Origin of the sequence: Mycolicibacterium monacense (assembly GCF_010731575.1) — a bacterium.
Classification (GTDB): domain Bacteria; phylum Actinomycetota; class Actinomycetes; order Mycobacteriales; family Mycobacteriaceae; genus Mycobacterium; species Mycobacterium monacense.
The window spans coordinates 1,309,241-1,326,130 of sequence record NZ_AP022617.1 but is presented as its reverse complement, the minus strand read 5'-3'; the positions used below and the strand labels follow the sequence as shown (position 1 = coordinate 1,326,130).

The 16,890-nt window shown below is 70.0% G+C and carries 13 protein-coding genes, 1 other RNA gene and 1 pseudogene; 6 read left to right on the top strand and 9 right to left on the bottom strand.

What is annotated here, in order from left to right:
- Window positions 1-2: 2 nt before the first annotated feature.
- The 5 genes from G6N49_RS06315 to G6N49_RS06295 form a co-directional block, all read right to left on the bottom strand.
- The gene (locus G6N49_RS06315) at window positions 3-2,978 is read right to left on the bottom strand and encodes a bifunctional [glutamine synthetase] adenylyltransferase/[glutamine synthetase]-adenylyl-L-tyrosine phosphorylase (RefSeq protein ID WP_011560710.1); all 2,976 of its coding nucleotides are present in this window, start codon (window positions 2,976-2,978) and stop codon (window positions 3-5) included.
- A 24-nt stretch (window positions 2,979-3,002) separates the two neighbouring features.
- Window positions 3,003-4,343, bottom strand: coding sequence for a type I glutamate--ammonia ligase (glnA, locus tag G6N49_RS06310; RefSeq protein ID WP_011560711.1), 1,341 nt, complete (start codon window positions 4,341-4,343; stop codon window positions 3,003-3,005).
- 64 nt (window positions 4,344-4,407) lie between these two features.
- A complete protein-coding gene (locus G6N49_RS06305) occupies window positions 4,408-5,934 on the bottom strand; it encodes an alpha/beta hydrolase (protein ID WP_011768289.1) in 1,527 nt (508 codons plus the stop codon).
- A gap of 65 nt (window positions 5,935-5,999) precedes the next feature.
- Complete coding sequence (locus G6N49_RS06300) at window positions 6,000-7,517, bottom strand: alpha/beta hydrolase (RefSeq protein WP_179967733.1); 1,518 nt, start codon at window positions 7,515-7,517, stop codon at window positions 6,000-6,002.
- Between the two features lie 49 nt (window positions 7,518-7,566).
- Window positions 7,567-8,958: a WS/DGAT/MGAT family O-acyltransferase gene (locus tag G6N49_RS06295; RefSeq protein ID WP_011768290.1), complete on the bottom strand. Its 1,392-nt coding sequence runs from the start codon at window positions 8,956-8,958 to the stop codon at window positions 7,567-7,569.
- A gap of 154 nt (window positions 8,959-9,112) precedes the next feature.
- Between G6N49_RS06295 and panB the strand changes: the two genes are divergently transcribed.
- Window positions 9,113-9,961, top strand: coding sequence for a 3-methyl-2-oxobutanoate hydroxymethyltransferase (gene panB, locus G6N49_RS06290; protein WP_011560715.1), 849 nt, complete (start codon window positions 9,113-9,115; stop codon window positions 9,959-9,961).
- Window positions 9,962-9,971: 10 nt separating this feature from the next.
- Here panB and G6N49_RS06285 read toward each other — a convergent pair whose 3' ends face one another.
- Window positions 9,972-10,751 (bottom strand): enoyl-CoA hydratase/isomerase family protein, encoded by a 780-nt coding sequence (locus G6N49_RS06285; RefSeq protein ID WP_011560716.1) that lies wholly within the window; start codon window positions 10,749-10,751, stop codon window positions 9,972-9,974.
- 86 nt (window positions 10,752-10,837) lie between these two features.
- On the opposite strand from G6N49_RS06285, the gene G6N49_RS06280 reads away from it, so the two are divergent.
- Complete coding sequence (locus tag G6N49_RS06280) at window positions 10,838-12,346, top strand: CYTH and CHAD domain-containing protein (protein WP_011560717.1); 1,509 nt, start codon at window positions 10,838-10,840, stop codon at window positions 12,344-12,346.
- Window positions 12,347-12,350: 4 nt separating this feature from the next.
- Here G6N49_RS06280 and rnpB read toward each other — a convergent pair.
- Window positions 12,351-12,754: RNase P RNA component class A (rnpB, locus tag G6N49_RS06275), an RNA gene on the bottom strand.
- Window positions 12,755-12,783: 29 nt separating this feature from the next.
- On the opposite strand from rnpB, the gene G6N49_RS06270 reads away from it, so the two are divergent.
- The 4 genes and pseudogenes from G6N49_RS06270 to G6N49_RS06255 all read left to right on the top strand — a co-directional run bounded on the left by G6N49_RS06270 (window position 12,784) and on the right by G6N49_RS06255 (window position 15,356).
- Window positions 12,784-13,236 carry a helix-turn-helix domain-containing protein gene (locus G6N49_RS06270; protein WP_011560718.1) on the top strand — a complete coding sequence of 151 codons (453 nt, stop codon included), beginning with the start codon at window positions 12,784-12,786 and terminating at the stop codon, window positions 13,234-13,236.
- 10 nt (window positions 13,237-13,246) lie between these two features.
- Window positions 13,247-13,675, top strand: coding sequence for a VOC family protein (locus tag G6N49_RS06265; protein ID WP_082947959.1), 429 nt, complete (start codon window positions 13,247-13,249; stop codon window positions 13,673-13,675).
- Between the two features lie 127 nt (window positions 13,676-13,802).
- Window positions 13,803-14,446 (top strand): annotated as a pseudogene (locus G6N49_RS06260) (dihydrofolate reductase family protein).
- Window positions 14,447-14,453: 7 nt separating this feature from the next.
- Window positions 14,454-15,356, top strand: coding sequence for a CPBP family intramembrane glutamic endopeptidase (locus G6N49_RS06255; protein ID WP_011560721.1), 903 nt, complete (start codon window positions 14,454-14,456; stop codon window positions 15,354-15,356).
- Here the strand turns inward: G6N49_RS06255 and G6N49_RS06250 are convergent.
- Entirely contained in the window at window positions 15,334-15,951 is a 618-nt protein-coding gene (locus G6N49_RS06250; RefSeq protein ID WP_011560722.1) for a class I SAM-dependent methyltransferase, read from the bottom strand. The two genes, G6N49_RS06255 and G6N49_RS06250, sit on opposite strands and share 23 nt — an antisense overlap.
- Window positions 15,944-16,882: an NAD(P)/FAD-dependent oxidoreductase gene (locus tag G6N49_RS06245; protein WP_011560723.1), complete on the bottom strand. Its 939-nt coding sequence runs from the start codon at window positions 16,880-16,882 to the stop codon at window positions 15,944-15,946. Before G6N49_RS06245 ends, G6N49_RS06250 begins: the two co-directional genes overlap by 8 nt.
- Window positions 16,883-16,890: the final 8 nt, after the last annotated feature.

Here is a 16,890-nt window from a genome sequence, read left to right as displayed (position 1 = left end):
GGTCAGCCACCGAACACCTTGCGCACCACGGTCTTCGCACGCCGTGTCACCCGCAGGTAGTTGTCGAGGAATTCGCCGCCGTCATCGTTGTCCCAGCCGGCGGCCACGGCGACCGCGTTGAGCATCCGGCCCGGGCCGGGCAGCTGGTCGGTCGGTTTACCGCGTACCAGCACCAGCGCGTTGCGCGCCCGCGTCGCCGTCAGCCAGGCCTGCCGCAACAGGTCGATGTCGCCCTCGGCGATGAGTTCGGCGGCGCCGATCGCGTTGAGCGCCTCCAAGGTCGAGGTGCAGTGCAGGGCGGGCACCTTGTGCGCGAACCGAAGCTGCATCAGCTGCACGGTCCATTCGATGTCGGCCAGCCCGCCGCGGCCGAGTTTGGTGTGGGTGTTGGGATCCGCACCGCGCGGCAGCCGCTCGGCGTCGACACGCGCCTTGATCCGCCGGATCTCCTGCACGGCTTGCGTCGACACCCCACCCGCCGGATAGCGGGTCTTGTCGATCATCAGCAGGAACCGTTCACCGAGTTCGAGATCGCCCGCGACGCGGTGCGCACGCAGCAGCGCCTGCACCTCCCACGGCTGCGCCCACTGGGTGTAGTAGGCCTCGTAGGACGCCAGCGTGCGGACCAGCGGTCCGTTGCGCCCCTCCGGCCGCAGCCCGGTGTCCACCTCCAGCGGCGGGTCGGAGCTCGGGGTGCCCAGCAGCGACCGCACCCGTTCGGCGATCCCGGTCGCCCACCGCACCGCGGTGGATTCCTCGGCGCCACTGCACGGTTCGCAGACGAACATCACGTCGGCGTCCGACCCGTAGCCGAGTTCGCCGCCGCCCAGCCGGCCCATGCCGATCACCGCGATGCGGGCCGGCGGGCCGCCGTCGGGTTCGTTGGCGCGCATCACCGCATCGAGCGCGGCCTGTAGCACGGCGACCCACAGCGCGGTCAGCGCCCGGCACACCTCGGTCACCTCGAGCATGCCGAGAAGGTCGGCCGAGGCGATGCGCGCGAGTTCGCGCCGCCGCAGGGTGCGGGCGGCGGCGATGGCACGCACCGGATCGGCGTGCCGGCCCGCCGAGGCCACCAGCCCGCGGGCCATCGCCTCGGGTTCGGTGTCGAGCAGCTTCGGGCCGTTGGGTCCGTCGGCGTAGAGCTGGATGACCTCCGGGGCGCGCATCAGCAGGTCCGGCACATAGGCCGAGGTACCGAGCACCCGCATCAACCGTTTCGCGACGGCCCCCTCGTCGCGCAGTGTGCCGAGGTACCACCGCTGTTCGGCCAGCGCCTCGCTGATGCGGCGGTAGGACAGCAGACCGGCGTCGGGATCGGGGGTGTCGGAGAGCCAGTCCAGCAGCGTCGGCAGCAGCACCCGCTGGACGCGGCCGCGCCGTCCCCCCTCCCCGGTCAGTGCGGCCAGATGCGTGAGCGCGCTCTGCGGACCCTCGTAACCCAGTGCGGCGAGCTGCCGTTCGGCGGCCGCGGCGCCCATCCCGGGTTCGATGCCCAGCGCGGGCTGACCGACCGACTCCAGCAGGGGCTGGTAGAACAGCTTGGCGTGCAGCCGCGACACTCGCAGGCTCTGCCGCTTGAGCTCCTCACGCAGCACGCCGAGCGCGTCGCGCTGCCCGTCGGGTCGGACGTGGGCGGCGCGGGCCAGCCAGCGCAGCGCCTCGTCGTCGTCGGCCTCGGGCAGCATGTGGGTCCGCTTGAGCCGCTGCAGCTGCAGCCGGTGCTCGAGCAGCCGCAGGAACTCGTACGACGCGGTCAGGTTGGCGGCGTCGTCGCGGCCGACGTAGCCGCCCGCCCCGAGCGCGGCCAGCGCGTCGACGGTCGACGCGACATGCAGCGATTGGTCGTTGCGACCGTGTACGAGCTGCAGCAACTGGACGGCGAACTCCACGTCGCGCAGGCCGCCGGTGCCGAGCTTGAGCTCGCGCGCCCGCACGCCTGCAGGTACCAGCTCCTCCACCCGGCGCCGCATCGCCTGTACTTCGGGCACGAAATCCTCACGCTCACAGGCGGTCCAGACCATCGGCGACAGGGCGTCGATGTACTCGCGGCCGAGTTCGGCGTCGCCGGCCGCCGGCCGCGCCTTCATCAGCGCCTGGAACTCCCACGTCTTGGCCCAGCGCTGATAGTAGGCGATATGCGATTCGAGCGTGCGGACCAACTGACCGTGTTTGCCCTCGGGGCGCAGCGCGGCGTCGACCTCGAAGAAGGCGTCGGCGGCGAACCGCATCATCTCCCCGGCCACCCGCGTGGTGGTCCGGATGTCGGACTCGGCGGCCTCCCCCACTACAAAGATGACGTCGACGTCGCTGACGTAGTTCAGTTCGCGCGCACCGCATTTGCCCATTGCGATGATCGCCAGGCGCGGCCGGTCGCCGTCACCGCACACCGAGCTCATCGCCACCTCGAGCGCACTGGCCAGCGCGGCGTCGGCCAGATCCGACAGGTGCTCGCCGACCGTCGGGAACGGCAGCACCGGTTCGTTCTCCACCGTCGGCGCCACGTCGAGGGCCGCGAGGACCAACAGCCGGTCGCGGTACAGGTTGCGCAGCGGCAGCATCGCCGAAGCGGTGTCGGTGGCCGATCGGGCGAGTGCGGTGAACTCCTCGCGCAGCGCCTCGGCCGTCGGGAGCGCCACCTTGCCCGCGAGCAGTCCCCACTTCTCGGGGTGGGCCACGAGGTGGTCGCCGAGGGCGAGCGAGGAGCCCAGCACCGCGAACAGCCGTCCGCGCAAGGGTTTGTCGGTCAGCAGTGCGGCGTTGAGGGCGTCCCAGTCGTCGCCGAGCGCGTCGGCGAGACGCACCATCGTGTGCAGCGCGCTGTCGGCGTCCGGGGCCCGCGACAGCGACCACAGCAGTTCCACGTGGCGGTCGGTGTTCCAGCCCAGCCGGTCCAGATGCGCGGGGGCCTGTTTCTCCACCAGCCCGAGGCGCCCGGTGCTGGGCAGCTTGGAGCGTTCGGTCGACGGTCTGGCCACGCCGCTGACGTTACCGCGCCCGCACTACAGCGACAGGTAGGCCTGCAGCTCGTACGGCGTGACGTGGCTGCGGTAGGTCTCCCACTCCGCGCGCTTGTTGCGCAGGAAGTAGTCGAACACGTGCTCCCCCAACGCTTCGGCGACCAGTTCGGAGTTCTCCATCTCGCCGAGTGCGACGCCGAGGCTGGTGGGCAGCTCCCGGTATCCCATGGCGCGACGCTCCTCGGGGGTCAGGCTCCAGACGTTGTCCTCCGCCTGCGGGGCGAGCACGTAGCCCTTCTCGACACCGCGCAGCCCGGCGGCCAGCAGCACCGCGAAGGTCAGGTACGGGTTGCACGCCGAATCGGGGCTGCGCACCTCGATGCGGCGCGACGACGCCTTACGCGGTGTGTACATCGGAACCCGCACCAGCGCGGAGCGGTTGGCCGCACCCCAGGACGCCGCGGTCGGCGCCTCACCGCCGTGCACCAGTCGCTTGTAGGAGTTCACCCATTGGTTGGTGACGGCGCTGATCTCGCAGGCGTGCTCGAGGATGCCGGCGATGAACGACTTGGCGACGTCGGACAGCTGCAGCGGGTCGTCGGGGCTGTGGAAGGCGTTGGTGTCGCCCTCGAACAGGCTCATGTGGGTGTGCATCGCCGAGCCCGGGTACTCGGCGAACGGTTTGGGCATGAACGAGGCCCGCACACCGTCACCGAGGGCGACCTCCTTGACGACGTACCGGAACGTCATCACGTTGTCGGCCATCGACAGTGCGTCGGCGTAGCGCAGGTCGATCTCCTGCTGGCCGGGAGCGCCCTCGTGGTGGCTGAACTCCACCGAGATGCCCATCTGCTCGAGCGCGTCGATGGCATGCCTGCGGAAGTTCGGGGCCGAATCGTGCACGGCCTGGTCGAAGTACCCGCCGTTGTCGGCCGGGACGGGCGGGGTGCCGTCGTTGGGGCCGGGTTTGAGGAGGAAGAACTCGATCTCGGGGTGCACGTAGCAGGAGAACCCGAGGTCGCTGGCCTTGCCGAGCTGACGGCGCAGCACATGGCGCGAATCCGCCCACGACGGGGAACCGTCGGGCATCGTGATGTCGCAGAACATCCGCGCCGAATGGTGCTTACCGGAGCCGTCGGCCCATGGCAGCACCTGGAAGGTCGACGGATCGGGGCGGGCGACCATATCGGCTTCGGAGACGCGCGCGAAGCCTTCGATCGACGAACCGTCGAAACCGATGCCCTCCTCGAAGGCGCCCTCGAGTTCGGCGGGCGCGATCGCCACGGACTTGAGGTAACCGAGGACGTCCGTGAACCACAACCGGACGAAGCGGATGTCGCGTTCCTCCAGCGTGCGGAGCACGAATTCCTTCTGGCGATCCATGAACGCGAGCGTAGGTTCCGGCTGTTAATTCCGTGTTACGGCGCTGCTCCGAGTGGAATCTCGGTCAGCACCTCAACCCGTTCGGCGGCACGACGCCGTCGACCAGGAAGCGCACCACGGCCGTGTCGACGCAGGCGTCGCCGTTGAAGACCACGGTGTGCTGCTTGCCCTCGAACGTGATCAGCGACGCGCCCATCTGCCGGGCCAGTGCGACCCCGGCCTCGTACGGGGTGGCCGGATCTCCGGTGGTGGACACCACGACGACCTTGCCGGGGCCCGGGCTGGTGGCCGGCCGCGGCGCCGACGTCGCGGGCACCGGCCACAGCCCGCACACATCGCGCGGCGCGTAGCCGGTGAACGGGCCGTAGGACAGGAACGGCGCCGCCTCCCGGAACCGCCGGTCGGCCTGCACCCACGCGGCGGGATCGGTCGGATACGGCGCATCCACGCAGCGGATCGCGGTGAAGGCGTCCTGGCGGTTGGCGTAGTGGCCGCTCGCGTCCCGGCGCTGGTACTCGTCGGCCAGCGTCAGCAGGTCCCCGGGGTCGGTGCCGCGCTGCAGGCCGAGCAGCCCGCTGGTCAGGTACGCCCACAACCGCGGGGTGTACAGCGCGTTGCCGGTACCGGTGATCGCATCCTGGTAGCTCAGGCCGCGCGGGTCGGACGTGGCGGCCGGACGCGCGACCAGCGGGTCGACGAGCTGGTGGTAGCGGGCCACGAACTGGGCCGGGTCGGTCCCCAACGGGCAGCCCGCCGACTTGGCGCAGTCCGCCGCGTAGGCGTCGAAGGCACGCTGGAATCCGGCCTGCTGGGCGACGGATTCGTCGATGGGGCCGAGGCTGGGGTCGACCGCGCCGTCGAGCACCATCGCGCGCACCCGGTCGGGGTAGCGCTCGGCGTAGGCGGCGCCGAGTTCGGTGCCGTAGGAGAAACCGAGGTAGTTGAGCTGGTTCTCCCCCAGCGCGGCCCGCACCACGTCCATGTCCCGCGCTGCGGCGGCCGTGCCCACGTTGGCCAGGAACTCCACGCCCATCCGGTCCACGCACTGCTGGGCGAACCGTTGGTGGATCCCCTCGATCTGCGCGACGCCCGCCGGACTGTAATCCACCATCGGTTCGCGGCGGTAGGCGTCGAATTCGGCGTCGGTGCGGCAGCGCAGCTGCGGCGTCGAATGTCCCACGCCGCGCGGATCGAAGCCCACCAGGTCGAAACGCCGGCCGATCTCGGTTTCGGCGAGCGCGGCGCCCATCCCCCTGACGGTGTCGACCGCCGAGGCGCCCGGTCCGCCGGGGTTGACCATGAGCGCGCCGATGCGGTCCCCGGTCGCCGGCACCCGGATGACCGCGAGCTGGGCCTGCGCGCCGTCGGGCTGGTCGTAGTTCACCGGGACCGGGACGGTCCCGCACTGGGCGGTCGGTATCCGCGAGGCGTCACCCCACTGCTGACACGTCCCCCACACCGGCGGCTGGCCGTAGCGCTGGGTGGCGTCACCTTCGGGGGTCGCCGACGCCGGAGGCGCGACTGCGCCCGCGACGACGAGCGCCAACGCAGCCAGCACCGAGCCCCGCCCTACCCGCCACATGGCGATCATGGTCGCACGGCCGACGCGCTCGTACGCACCGCGCAGGCAAACGGTGACCGGGCTGTGATCGCCGCTCAGCGGCACCGGGTGTCCGGCGGCGGGACGACGACGTCGATGAGGTATCTGGCGGCGATCTCGTCCACGCACGCGTTGCCCTGGAACACCACGGTGTGCTGGGTGCCCTCGAAAGTGAGCATGGTGCCGCCGAGTTGGCGGGCGAGGTCGACACCGGCCTGATACGGGGTGGCCGGATCGTTGGTGGTGGACACGACCAGGATCGGCGGCAGCCCCTCGACGTCGAGTTCGTGCGGCTCGCTGGTCGGCGGGACCGGCCAGAAGGCGCAGGTGCTCAGCGGGGCGTGCCCGGTGAACTCGCCGTAGCTCATGAACGGCGCGACCTCGCGCAGCTTGCGGTCCTGCTCGACGATCTTGTCGCGGTCTTTCACCGGCGGTCGGTCGACGCAGTTGACCGCGACCCGGGCGTCGGTCGAATTGTTGTAGTGGCCCTGGGCATCCCGGCGCATGTAGAGGTCGGCCAGCGCCAGCATGGTGTCGCCGCGCCCGGCTTCGAGCTCGGTCAGCCCCTGGGTGAGGTAGCGCCACAGGTTCGGTGAGTACAGCGTCTGGATGGTGCCGACGATGGCATCGCTGTAGCTCAGTCCGCGTGGGTCGTCGGTCTTCGCCGGGTTCTCGACCAGCGGGTCGACCAGGCTCTTGTAGACCTCGACGGCCTTGGCCGGGTCGGTGCCCAGCGGGCAGTCCGGCTGCTTCGCGCAGTCGGCGGCGTAGTCGTTGAACGCGGTCTGGAACGCGGCGGCCTGCCGGATGTCGGCCTGCAGCGGGTCGGCGTTGGGGTCCACGGCGCCGTCGAGGATCATCGCGCGCACCTTCTCCGGGAACTGCTCGGCATAGGCGGCGCCGATCCGGGTGCCGTACGAGTACCCCAGGTAGGTCAGCTTGTCGTCACCGAGCGCGGCGCGGATCGCGTCGAGGTCCTTGGCGACGTTGACGGTGCCGATGTTGGCCAGGAAGTCCTTGCCGGACTTGTCGACACAGCGTTCGATGAACGCCTTCGTCTCGTTCTCGATGTACTCGACGCCCTCCGGGCTGTAGTCGACCTGGGGGTCGGCGCGCAGCCGGTCGTTGTCGGCGTCGGAGTTGCACCACACCGCCGGGGTGGAGGACGCGACCCCACGCGGGTCGAACCCGACGACGTCGAAACGTTCCCGGACGGACTGCGGCACCGTCGACAGCATCGATGCGGCCGCCTCGACACCCGACTCGCCCGGGCCGCCGGGGTTGATCACCATCGAGCCGATCCTGTCGCCGGTGGCCTTGAAGCGGATCATCGCCAGCCGCGCCACGTCACCGTCGGGGTCGGCGTAGTCGACCGGCACCGACAGCAGACCGCATTCCGCGCCCGCGGGGATGCGGGATTCGTCCGACGGCGCACCGGCCTGACACGGCGCCCACTGGATGGGTGTCCCCGGCCGCGGTACGGCGATGACCGCGCGACCGTCGACCAGGTTGCTGCACCCCGCGACGAGCGGCAGTGCGATGACGGTCGCCGCGACCCCGATCCGAAGCCTCATGGCACCACATGCTGCCATGAACCGGCGCCGACCCCCGCGAGCGGCGGTTTCACCGGGTCGCGTCGAGCAGTTCCTCGAGTGCGTGGCCGAAGTCATCGGCCATGTCCCACAGGTCGGGCAGCAACTCGGGGCAGGACACGATCCCCACGTCGAGTTTGCCGTTGAGCGACATCACCGTGATGTTGAGCCCGGAGCCGTGGAAGACCGGTCCGATCGGATACATCGCCTTGACCTCGTTGCCGAGGTAGTACAGCGGCATCTGGGGGCCGGGGACGTTGGAGACCACGAGGTTGAGCACCGGGCGGGCGCCGGACAGCCGGCTGGCGGCGTAGACGCGCATCGCCATCCCGAACACCGCGGGTGCGGCGAACGTCGTCCAATCCTGCAGCAGCGTGGCGCCGATCGCCGAATTATGCTGTTTGGCAACGGAATTGGCCTCCGAGATGGCCTTGAGGCGTTCGACCGGGTCCTCGATCTGGGTCTCGAGGCGGGAGAACATCGCCGACACCTGGTTGCGTCCGGGCCGGTCGGACTTGTCGTGCACCGACACCGGCACCGCGGCGATCAGCGTGCTGGTGGGCAGTTCCCCCCGATCCTGCAGGAACTTGCGCAGCACGCCCGAGACCAGCGCCATCACCACGTCGTTGAGCTTGACGCCGAAGTGGTTCTTGACGGCCTTCACGTCGTCGAGCTCGAGTTGGGCGAACGCGATGTTGCGGTGGCTGGTCACGTTGGCGTTCCATGCCGTCTGCGGCGCCACGAAGGGAGGCGCCATCGACAGCCCCGAACGCGCACGCTTGACGGTGTCGAGCACCGTGTTGACCGTCGCGGGCAACGCGTTGGCCAGTTTCAGCGGCCGGGTGGCGAACTTGATCGCCCCGTTGACGGCGATCTCGAGCTGGTTGCCGCCGCCGACGCCCGCGACCGGTTCGGGGTCCGGCGCATCGGGTTCGGTGCTGCACAGCTGCGACATGAGGCTGGCGCCGGTGACACCGTCGACGGCGGCGTGGTGCACCTTGGTCAGCACCACGAGCGGTCCCCCGTCGCGGGCGTCGGTCCCGTCGATGCCCTCGATGATCCACTTCTCCCACAGCGGCCGGGAGCGGTCCAGCGGCAGCGAGGCGATGTGGCCGAGGATCTCCGCGAGCTCCTCGCGGCCGCCAGGCGCGGGCAGCCCGATGCGGTGAAGATGCCGGTCGACGTCGAAGTCCTTGTCCTCCACCCACACCGGGTGGTCGGGGTTGAACCGGCTGTCGGCGAGCTTCTCGCGGAACTGCGGCATGGACTCGATGCGCCGCGACAGGGCGTCGCGCAGTTTGGCGAAGGTGTAGCCGCCGGGCATCGTCGTGGTGTCCAGCTCGAGGATCGAGCACACGTGCAGGAGCTGCTGTGCGGTTTCGAGATACAGGAAACTGGCGTCGAGACCGCTGAGCCGTTGCATACGCCCAGCGTAGGGGTCCGGGACGACGGTGTGAGCAAATCCACTTAACACCGTGTTCACCTGCGCGCGCCGGAGTGGCAGACTTGGGACGTCAGACGAACCCGGGGACCCGGATGGGCCTCGAGGATCGACCCGACCATCACGAGGGACAACGATGTCTGAGCAGACTGTCTACGGTGCTGCGAGCGATCAGCCCACCCCCAAGCCGCGCGTCAAGGTCCGCACCACCCACCTGCAGAAGTGGAAGGCCGAAGGGCACAAGTGGGCGATGCTCACCGCCTACGACTTCTCCACCGCCCGGGCATTCGACGACGCCGGCATTCCGGTGTTGCTCGTGGGCGACTCGGCCGCCAACGTCGTCTACGGCTACGACACCACGGTGCCGATCACGATCGACGAGTTGATCCCACTGGTGCGCGGCGTGGTGCGGGGCGCACCGCATGCGTTGGTGGTGGCGGATCTGCCGTTCGGCAGCTACGAGGAAGGCCCTCGCCAAGCCCTGGCCACGGCCACCCGGTTCCTCAAGGAGACCGGTGCGCACGCGGTCAAACTCGAGGGCGGCGAACGCGTCGCCGAGCAGATCGCCACGCTGTCCGCGGCGGGCATCCCGGTCATGGCGCACATCGGCTTCACCCCGCAGAGCGTCAACGGCCTGGGCGGCTTCAAGGTCCAGGGCCGTGGCGACGCCGCCGAGCAGACCATCCACGACGCGATCGCGGTCCAGGAGGCCGGCGCGTTCTCGGTGGTGATGGAGATGGTGCCCGCCGAACTGGCCACCCAGATCACCGGCAAGCTGACCATCCCGACGGTCGGCATCGGCGCCGGGCCGAATTGCGATGCGCAGGTGCTGGTCTGGCAGGACATGGCCGGACTGACGTCGGGCAGGACGGCGAAGTTCGTGAAGCGCTTCGGCGATGTCGGCGCCGAATTGCGCCGTGCGGCAAGCCAGTACGCCGACGAGGTGGCGGCCGGGGTGTTCCCGGCCGAGGAGCACAGCTTCTAGGCGGACTGTCTTACGCGAAGTCCGCCCTGCGTTTGGCGAGGAACGCGTCGACACCTTCGCGGCCGTCGGCGGAGTCGGCGCGGCGCGCAATCGTCCGGCCCTCGAGTTCCATCTGCTCTTCGAGACCGTTCTTCAGCGAGGCCAGCAGCAGCGTCTTGACCGCACCGTGCGACGGCGCCGAACCGCCGGCCAACTGATCGGCCAGCGCGGTCGCGCGGTCGCCGAGTTCGGCGTCGGGTACCACGTCGGTGACCAGACCCCAGTCGAGGGCTTCGCCGGCCGACAGTGTGCGGTTGGTCAGCATGAGCTCCTGCGCGCGGCGCATCCCGATCAGTCGCGGCAGGTGGTACGAGGCGCTGCCGTCCGGGCTCAGCCCGACCTTGGTGTAGGCCATCGTGAACGACGCGGATTCGGCGGCCAGTACCAGGTCGCCGGCCACGGCGATGCTGAAACCGGCCCCGGCCGCGGCGCCGTTGACCGCGGTCACCAGCACGGCGTCCATCCGGGCGAATGTCGAGACGGCCCGGTGCAGATCGTCGGCGACGCCCTTGATGAACCGGCCCCGCGACGGCGCCGTCGCGAAAGCCTTGAGATCGCCTCCGGCACAGAAGAAGCGGCCGGACCCGGTGAGCACCACCGCCTTGGTCGCCGAGGTGTCGCAGCGCGCGGCGGCGTCGGCGAGTTCGGCGGTCATGGTGTCGTTCATCCCGTTCGCCGCCTCCGGGCGGTTCAACACGATCCGGGCCACCGGACCTGACTGCTCGAAGGTGATTGCCTCGTATTCGCTCACAGGGGGACTGTAGCGATCGCCGTCGTCGGGGCTCGTTCACCTCGGTGTGGCAGGCTTGTGGCCCCCACGGACCAGCGAAGGTGGACATGGCAGCCAAGACGCCCAAGACATCTCGGTACACCGAGGTGGAACGCAAGTTCGAGGTCGCGGAACCGGACAGCGCCGAGTCGACGGTCTCCCCGTCGTTCGACGGGCTCAGCGCGGTCGCTCGGGTCGAGCGCCTACCCGTTCAGCAACTCGACGCCGTGTACTTCGACACCCCCGGACTGGACCTCGCCGCGCACCGGATCACGTTGCGGCGCCGCACGGGTGGCACCGACGCCGGCTGGCATCTCAAACTCCCCGCGGGACCCGATGCGCGCACCGAGGTCCGCGCACCGCTCGACGGCGCTGAGAACGAGGTGCCCGACGAACTCCGCGACGTCGTGCTGGCGATCGTGCGGGACCGTCCACTCGCCCCGGTCGCGCGGATCAGCACGCGGCGCACCGTCGACCTGCTGCACGGGCCCGCCGGTGACGCGGTGGCCGAGTTCTGCGACGACGAGGTGACCGCCTCCGCGGAGGGCGGCGAGGAGCAGCGGTGGCGCGAGTGGGAGCTGGAACTGACCGGTGCGGGTGACGCGAAACTGCTCGACCGGTTGACGAACCGGCTGCTGGACGCCGGGGCCTCACCGGCCGGGCACGGGTCGAAGCTGGGCCGGGTGCTCGACACCGGACAACCCGACGACGAGGTGAAGACCCATACCGAGGATCCAGTGCGCCGGGCCGTCGCCGAACAGGTCGAGCAGCTGGTGGAGTGGGACCGCGCGGTGCGCGCCGACGTCGAGGACTCGGTCCACCAGATGCGGGTGACGACGCGCAAGATCCGCAGCCTGCTGCAGTCCGCCGAGGGCGTGTTCGGCATCTCGGACGACGCGTGGGTGCTCGACGAACTGCGCCAGCTGGCCGCGGTACTCGGGGTGGCGCGCGACGCCGAAGTGCTCGCCGAACGGTACGCCAACGCGCTCGACGGGTTGGCGCCCGAAATGGTGCGGGGGCCGGTGCGGGAGCGGCTGGTGGAAGGTGCGAAGCGGCGGTACCAGTCGGGGTGGAAACGGTCGCTGATCGCGATGCGTTCGCAGCGTTACTTCCGCCTGCTCGATGCCCTCGACGGTCTGGTGGCCGCCGAACCGCCGGGCACCGGCCCCGGTGAGGAGCCGAAGCCGACCACGATCGACTCCGCCTACAAGCGGGTCCGCAAAGCCGCCAGGAAGGCGGCAGCGGCCGCCGACACCGAAGCCGACGAGGCACTGCATCGAATCCGCAAGGGTGCGAAGCGACTTCGCTACACGGCGGCGGCCACCGGTAAGGCCAAGGTGTCGGAACGGGCCAAGGCGATCCAGTCGCTGCTCGGCGACCACCAGGACAGCGTGGTCAGCCGCACGCACCTGCTCCACGAGTCCGAGGCGGCGCATGCGGCCGGCGAGGACACGTTCACCTACGGACTGCTGTACCAGATGGAGTTCGACGCCGCCGAACAGTCGCGGGCACAGGTCGACGGCGCGCTGCGCAAACTCGACAAGTCGGTGCGCAAGGCCCGGAAGAAGGACAAGTGACGGGCGGACGAGCTGGCCTGTAAGCCGGATTCTGTTCCGCGCCGTCATTGCTGACGGCGCGGCGGCGACCATCCATCTGGGCACTCCGTCGCCGGGTGCCTCGAGCGGCCTACCCGCAGGCTCGGGCGAGCAACCCTCGAGCGCCTGCGCAGCCGCACCGGGTGCGGCCTCTTGGCCTTGCTTCGGGTGGGGTTTACCGAGCCACCCCGGTCACCCGGGGTGCTGGTGCGCTCTTACCGCACCGTTTCACCCTTACCGCCCCTTTGCCCGAAGGCGTCAGGGGTGGCGGTCTGTTTTCTGTGGCACTGTCCCGCGAGTCACCTCGGATTGCCGTTAGCAATCACCCTGCTCTGTGAAGTCCGGACTTTCCTCGAACCGTTTCCGGTCCGCGGCCGCCCGGCCAACTCGTCCGCGCAGATCACCGTACCCTCATATGTATGCCGCAGGTGCCGCCGGCCCGCTATCTGCAGCGTGCCCGTGACCTCGTCGACGCCCGGTACGCCGAGCCGATCACCGTCGACGACCTCGCCGCGGCCGCCGGTCTGTCGCGGGCGCACTTCAGCCGCATGTTCACCCGCACCTTCGGGGAGTCGCCGCGCGAGTACCTGCAGACCCGCCGACTCGAACGCGCCGCCGCGCTGTTGCGTTACACCGACCGTTCGGTGGCCGACATCTGCGCGATGGTCGGGCTGCAGAGCGTCGGGTCGTTCACCACCAGCTTCGCCCGGGTCTACGGTCTGCCGCCAGCCGCCTACCGGGCCAGCCTGCCCCCGGCGGCCACGTACGCGCGGGTGCCGACATGCATCCTCAAGCGCGACACCCGTCCGCCCGCCGACAGCCGGGTGAAGACAGCACACGGGGAGAAGACGAAGGCGCCCGTCCGGTCGTAGCGTTCATTCCATGAAGATCGCAAGTGCCCACCTGTGGGTTCATGACCAGCAAGCAGCGCTCGAATTCTGGACCTCGAAGGTCGGAATGGAAGTGCGCCAGGATGTTTCACTACCCGATGTGGACGGGATGTTCCGGTGGCTGACCGTCGGACCGCCCGGACAGGACGACGTGTCGATCGTCCTGATGGCCGTCCCCGGCCGACCCGTGATGGACGAGGCCACCCGTCAGCAGGTGCTCGACCTGACCGCGAAGGGCTTCGCCGGGACGGTGTTCCTCACCACCGACGACTGCCAACGCAGCTACGAGGAGTTGTCCGCCCGCGGAGTCGAGTTCACCGAGACACCGCACGAGATGCCGTACGGGATCGACTCCGGATTCCGCGATCCGTCGGGCAACAGCGTGCGGTTGACGCAGCTGGCGGAGGTGCCGGTCACGTAATCCGTGCGGCGAGTGTGCGTCCACTGCGAAGATCCGGGCGATTCTTCGCACTGGGCGCACGTTCGGCGCGGTCGGCCGGGCGCGCGAATGACCGATGAGTTCAGCCGCTCTCCGTGGTCCCACTGTCATGCCCCAACTCCTCAGAGTCCAGAACTTCAACGTCTCCAGCGACGGTTTCGGCGCCGGCGAGAACCAGAGCCTCGAACGGCCTTTCGGCCACGTCGACCCGGGTGACATGTTCGCGTGGGCCGGCGCGACCGCGAGCTGGCCCAACCGCACCGACCCCGGCGGCAGCCGCGGGCTCGACGACTACTTCACCCGGGACTTCACCAACAACATCGGCGCCGAGATCATGGGCCGTAACAAGTTCAGCCCCCATCGCGGCCCGTGGCGCGACCACGAATGGCAGGGCTGGTGGGGCGACGAACCACCGTTCCACACCCCGGTCTTCGTGATGACCCATCATCCGCGCCCGTCGTTCACCCTGTCCGACACCACGTTCCACTTCGTCGACGATGCCCCCGCCGCAGTCCTCGAACAGGCCCGCGAGGCCGCGCAGGGCAGAGACGTCCGGTTGGGCGGCGGCGCGACGGTCATTCGACAGTTCCTCGACGCGGGCCTGGTGGACACGCTGCACGTCGCGGTATCCGATGTGCGCATCGGACGGGGATCGCGACTGTGGGAGTCGCCGGAGGAGTTGGAGGACCGCTACTCCACGAGGCGGTGCCGAGCCCCAGCGGGGTGACCCACCACCTGTTCTGGCGATCATGATGGGAGCATGTGCCCGGCACCTGACGCAGTCCTGCAGGAGAACCATCCGACCGCGAGGGCGTGGGCCGAACCCCGCGGCGTCCGCCGACGGGGTGTCGGCTGGTTCCTGATCCTGGCGTTCGCCGGCGCATGGATCCCCTGGTTCGGCGTCCACCTGGCGGGCGGGTCGTTGGACGATCCCGTCATCCAACTGCTCACCGCCGCCTTCGTCCCCGCCCTGGCCGCCTGCGTGGTGCGTCGATGGGTGACCCGGCAGGGTTTTCGCGATTCCGGCATGCGGTTGCGGCTGCGGACATCGTGGCGGCATTACGCGGCGGCCGTGACGATCCCGTGGGGTGTGCTGCTCCTGGCCGTCGGTATCGCCGCGGCGACCGGCATGTGGTCACCGCAATCGACGGATCTGAGTGCGTCCTCGTGGCTGTACCTGGCCGCAGGCCCGCTGATCTGCATCGCGCTGTCGCCGGTCTTCTGGGGTGAGGAGTACGGCTGGACGGCGTACCTGCGCGACCGCCTCGTGCCCGGCCGTCCGATCCTCACCACGTTCCTCACCGGGCTGATCTGGGGGCTGTGGCACTGGCCGCTGCCCTGGGTGGGCTACTTCGGCGGCGACGCCCCGGTGTCGGATGCGGTGTGGGGCATGCTGCTGTGGCTGCCGCTGAGCATCCTGCTCGAGTTCCTGATCGGCTGGCTGTGGTCGGAGACCGGGTCGGTGTGGCCGGGGGCGATGCTGCACGCCGGCGCCAACATGGTGGCGTCGCTGGGGATGATGGTCGTCTTCGGCGACGCGGTCGGCATCACCGGTACGACGGTGCTGCTGTGCGCCGCCTTGGTGCCGTTCGTGCTCGCAGTCGTCCTCACCGGCCACACCGCGGGCCGGATCCGTCCGATCAGCGGCGCCGCAACAGGATGACGTTGTCCAGCCACGTCACCGGCTGCCCGTCGGGGCTCACCCCGTCCCGCTCGACCGCCTCGACCCGGAGTTCCTCCCAGGCCTCGGGGTCCACCGCCAGCGACGCCAGGGCGTCCTGCAGCGACGGCAGATCGTGCGGGTGCCCGTCCTTCCACGTCCACTCCGGCGTCGCTCCGTGATCGACGATCAGCAGCAGCCCGCCCACCGTGACGGCATCGGCCGCCCGGCGCAGCGCACCGGTGCGGTCCACGTCGAGCGGGGAATGGAAGAACTGCGCCGACACCAGGTCGAACCGCCCCTCGGGGAACGTCTCGGCCAGGTCGTGCTGTTCGAACCGGACACGCTCGGCCACCCCGGCTGCCGCGGCGTCCTCGGCGGCCCGTTGCAGCGCGGTGTGCGAGACGTCCACGCCGACCACCTGCCATCCGTGCCCGGCCAGCCAGATCGCATCCGCACCCTCGCCGCAGCCGAGGTCGAGCGCGCGCCCCGGCGGCAACGGTTCGACGATCTCGGCCAGCCGAACATTGACCCGGCCGCTCCACACCCGGTCCTTCGCGCCGTAGTGCTCCTCCCAGAACTCCACCGTCTCAGACATTCACGTCCTCCTTCCATGCCGGTACCGGCAATCCGAACTCGTCGGCCAGCAGGCTCTGCATGACCGCCGCGGCCACCTTCGAACCGGCCGCGATCGCCGCGGCCACCTGCGGCAGCGCCACGGTGACGTCACCGGCGGCGAACACCCCGGGCACCGACGTGCGGCCGAACTCGTCGACCCAGACCGCCTCGGCCGAAAGGGGATTCGGCTCACCGAACCGCACGCCGAGCCGTTCGGCCAGCGCGGACCGCTGACCCACCGACGCCGCGACCATCAGCGCCCGCCGGCCCAGTACCGAACCGTCGGCGAAGACGACCTCGAGACCCTCTCCGGCCGCGCGCACCTCGGTGACCGGCCGTCCTTCGATCAGGATGCCCGCGGCCTCCAGCAGCACGCGGTCGTCGCCGACATCTCCTGCGAGCACCACGATGTCGTCACTCCACCCGCGCAGGAGCAGTCCGGCGTGCACCGCCCGGGCGCCGTCGGCCAGCACCGCGACCGGGGCGTCACGCACCTCCCAGCCGTGACAGAACGGGCAGTGGAACACCGCATCGCCCCACATCTGCGCCAGGCCGGGAACTTCCTGCAGGCGGTACTGCATACCGGTCGCGAGCACGATGCGTCGCGCGAGTTCGACTGTGCCGTCGGCCAGTTCGACGGTGAACTGCTCGCCCCGCCGCACGTCGGTCACCACTCCGGTGCGCAGTTGCACCTGCGGGTATCTCGTCAGCTCCGCTCGCCCGGCGGCGTACAGCTCCGCCGGCGCCCGCCCGTCGTGTCCGAGCAGCCCGCCGATCCCGTGCGCCACCGCATTACTCGGCTCACCGGCATCCACCACGAGTGTGCGGCGGCGCGCCCGCCCCAGTACCAGCGCGGCGCTCAGTCCGGCGGCGCCGCCGCCGATGATCACGCAATCCCAGATGTCGTCCATGTCCCGAG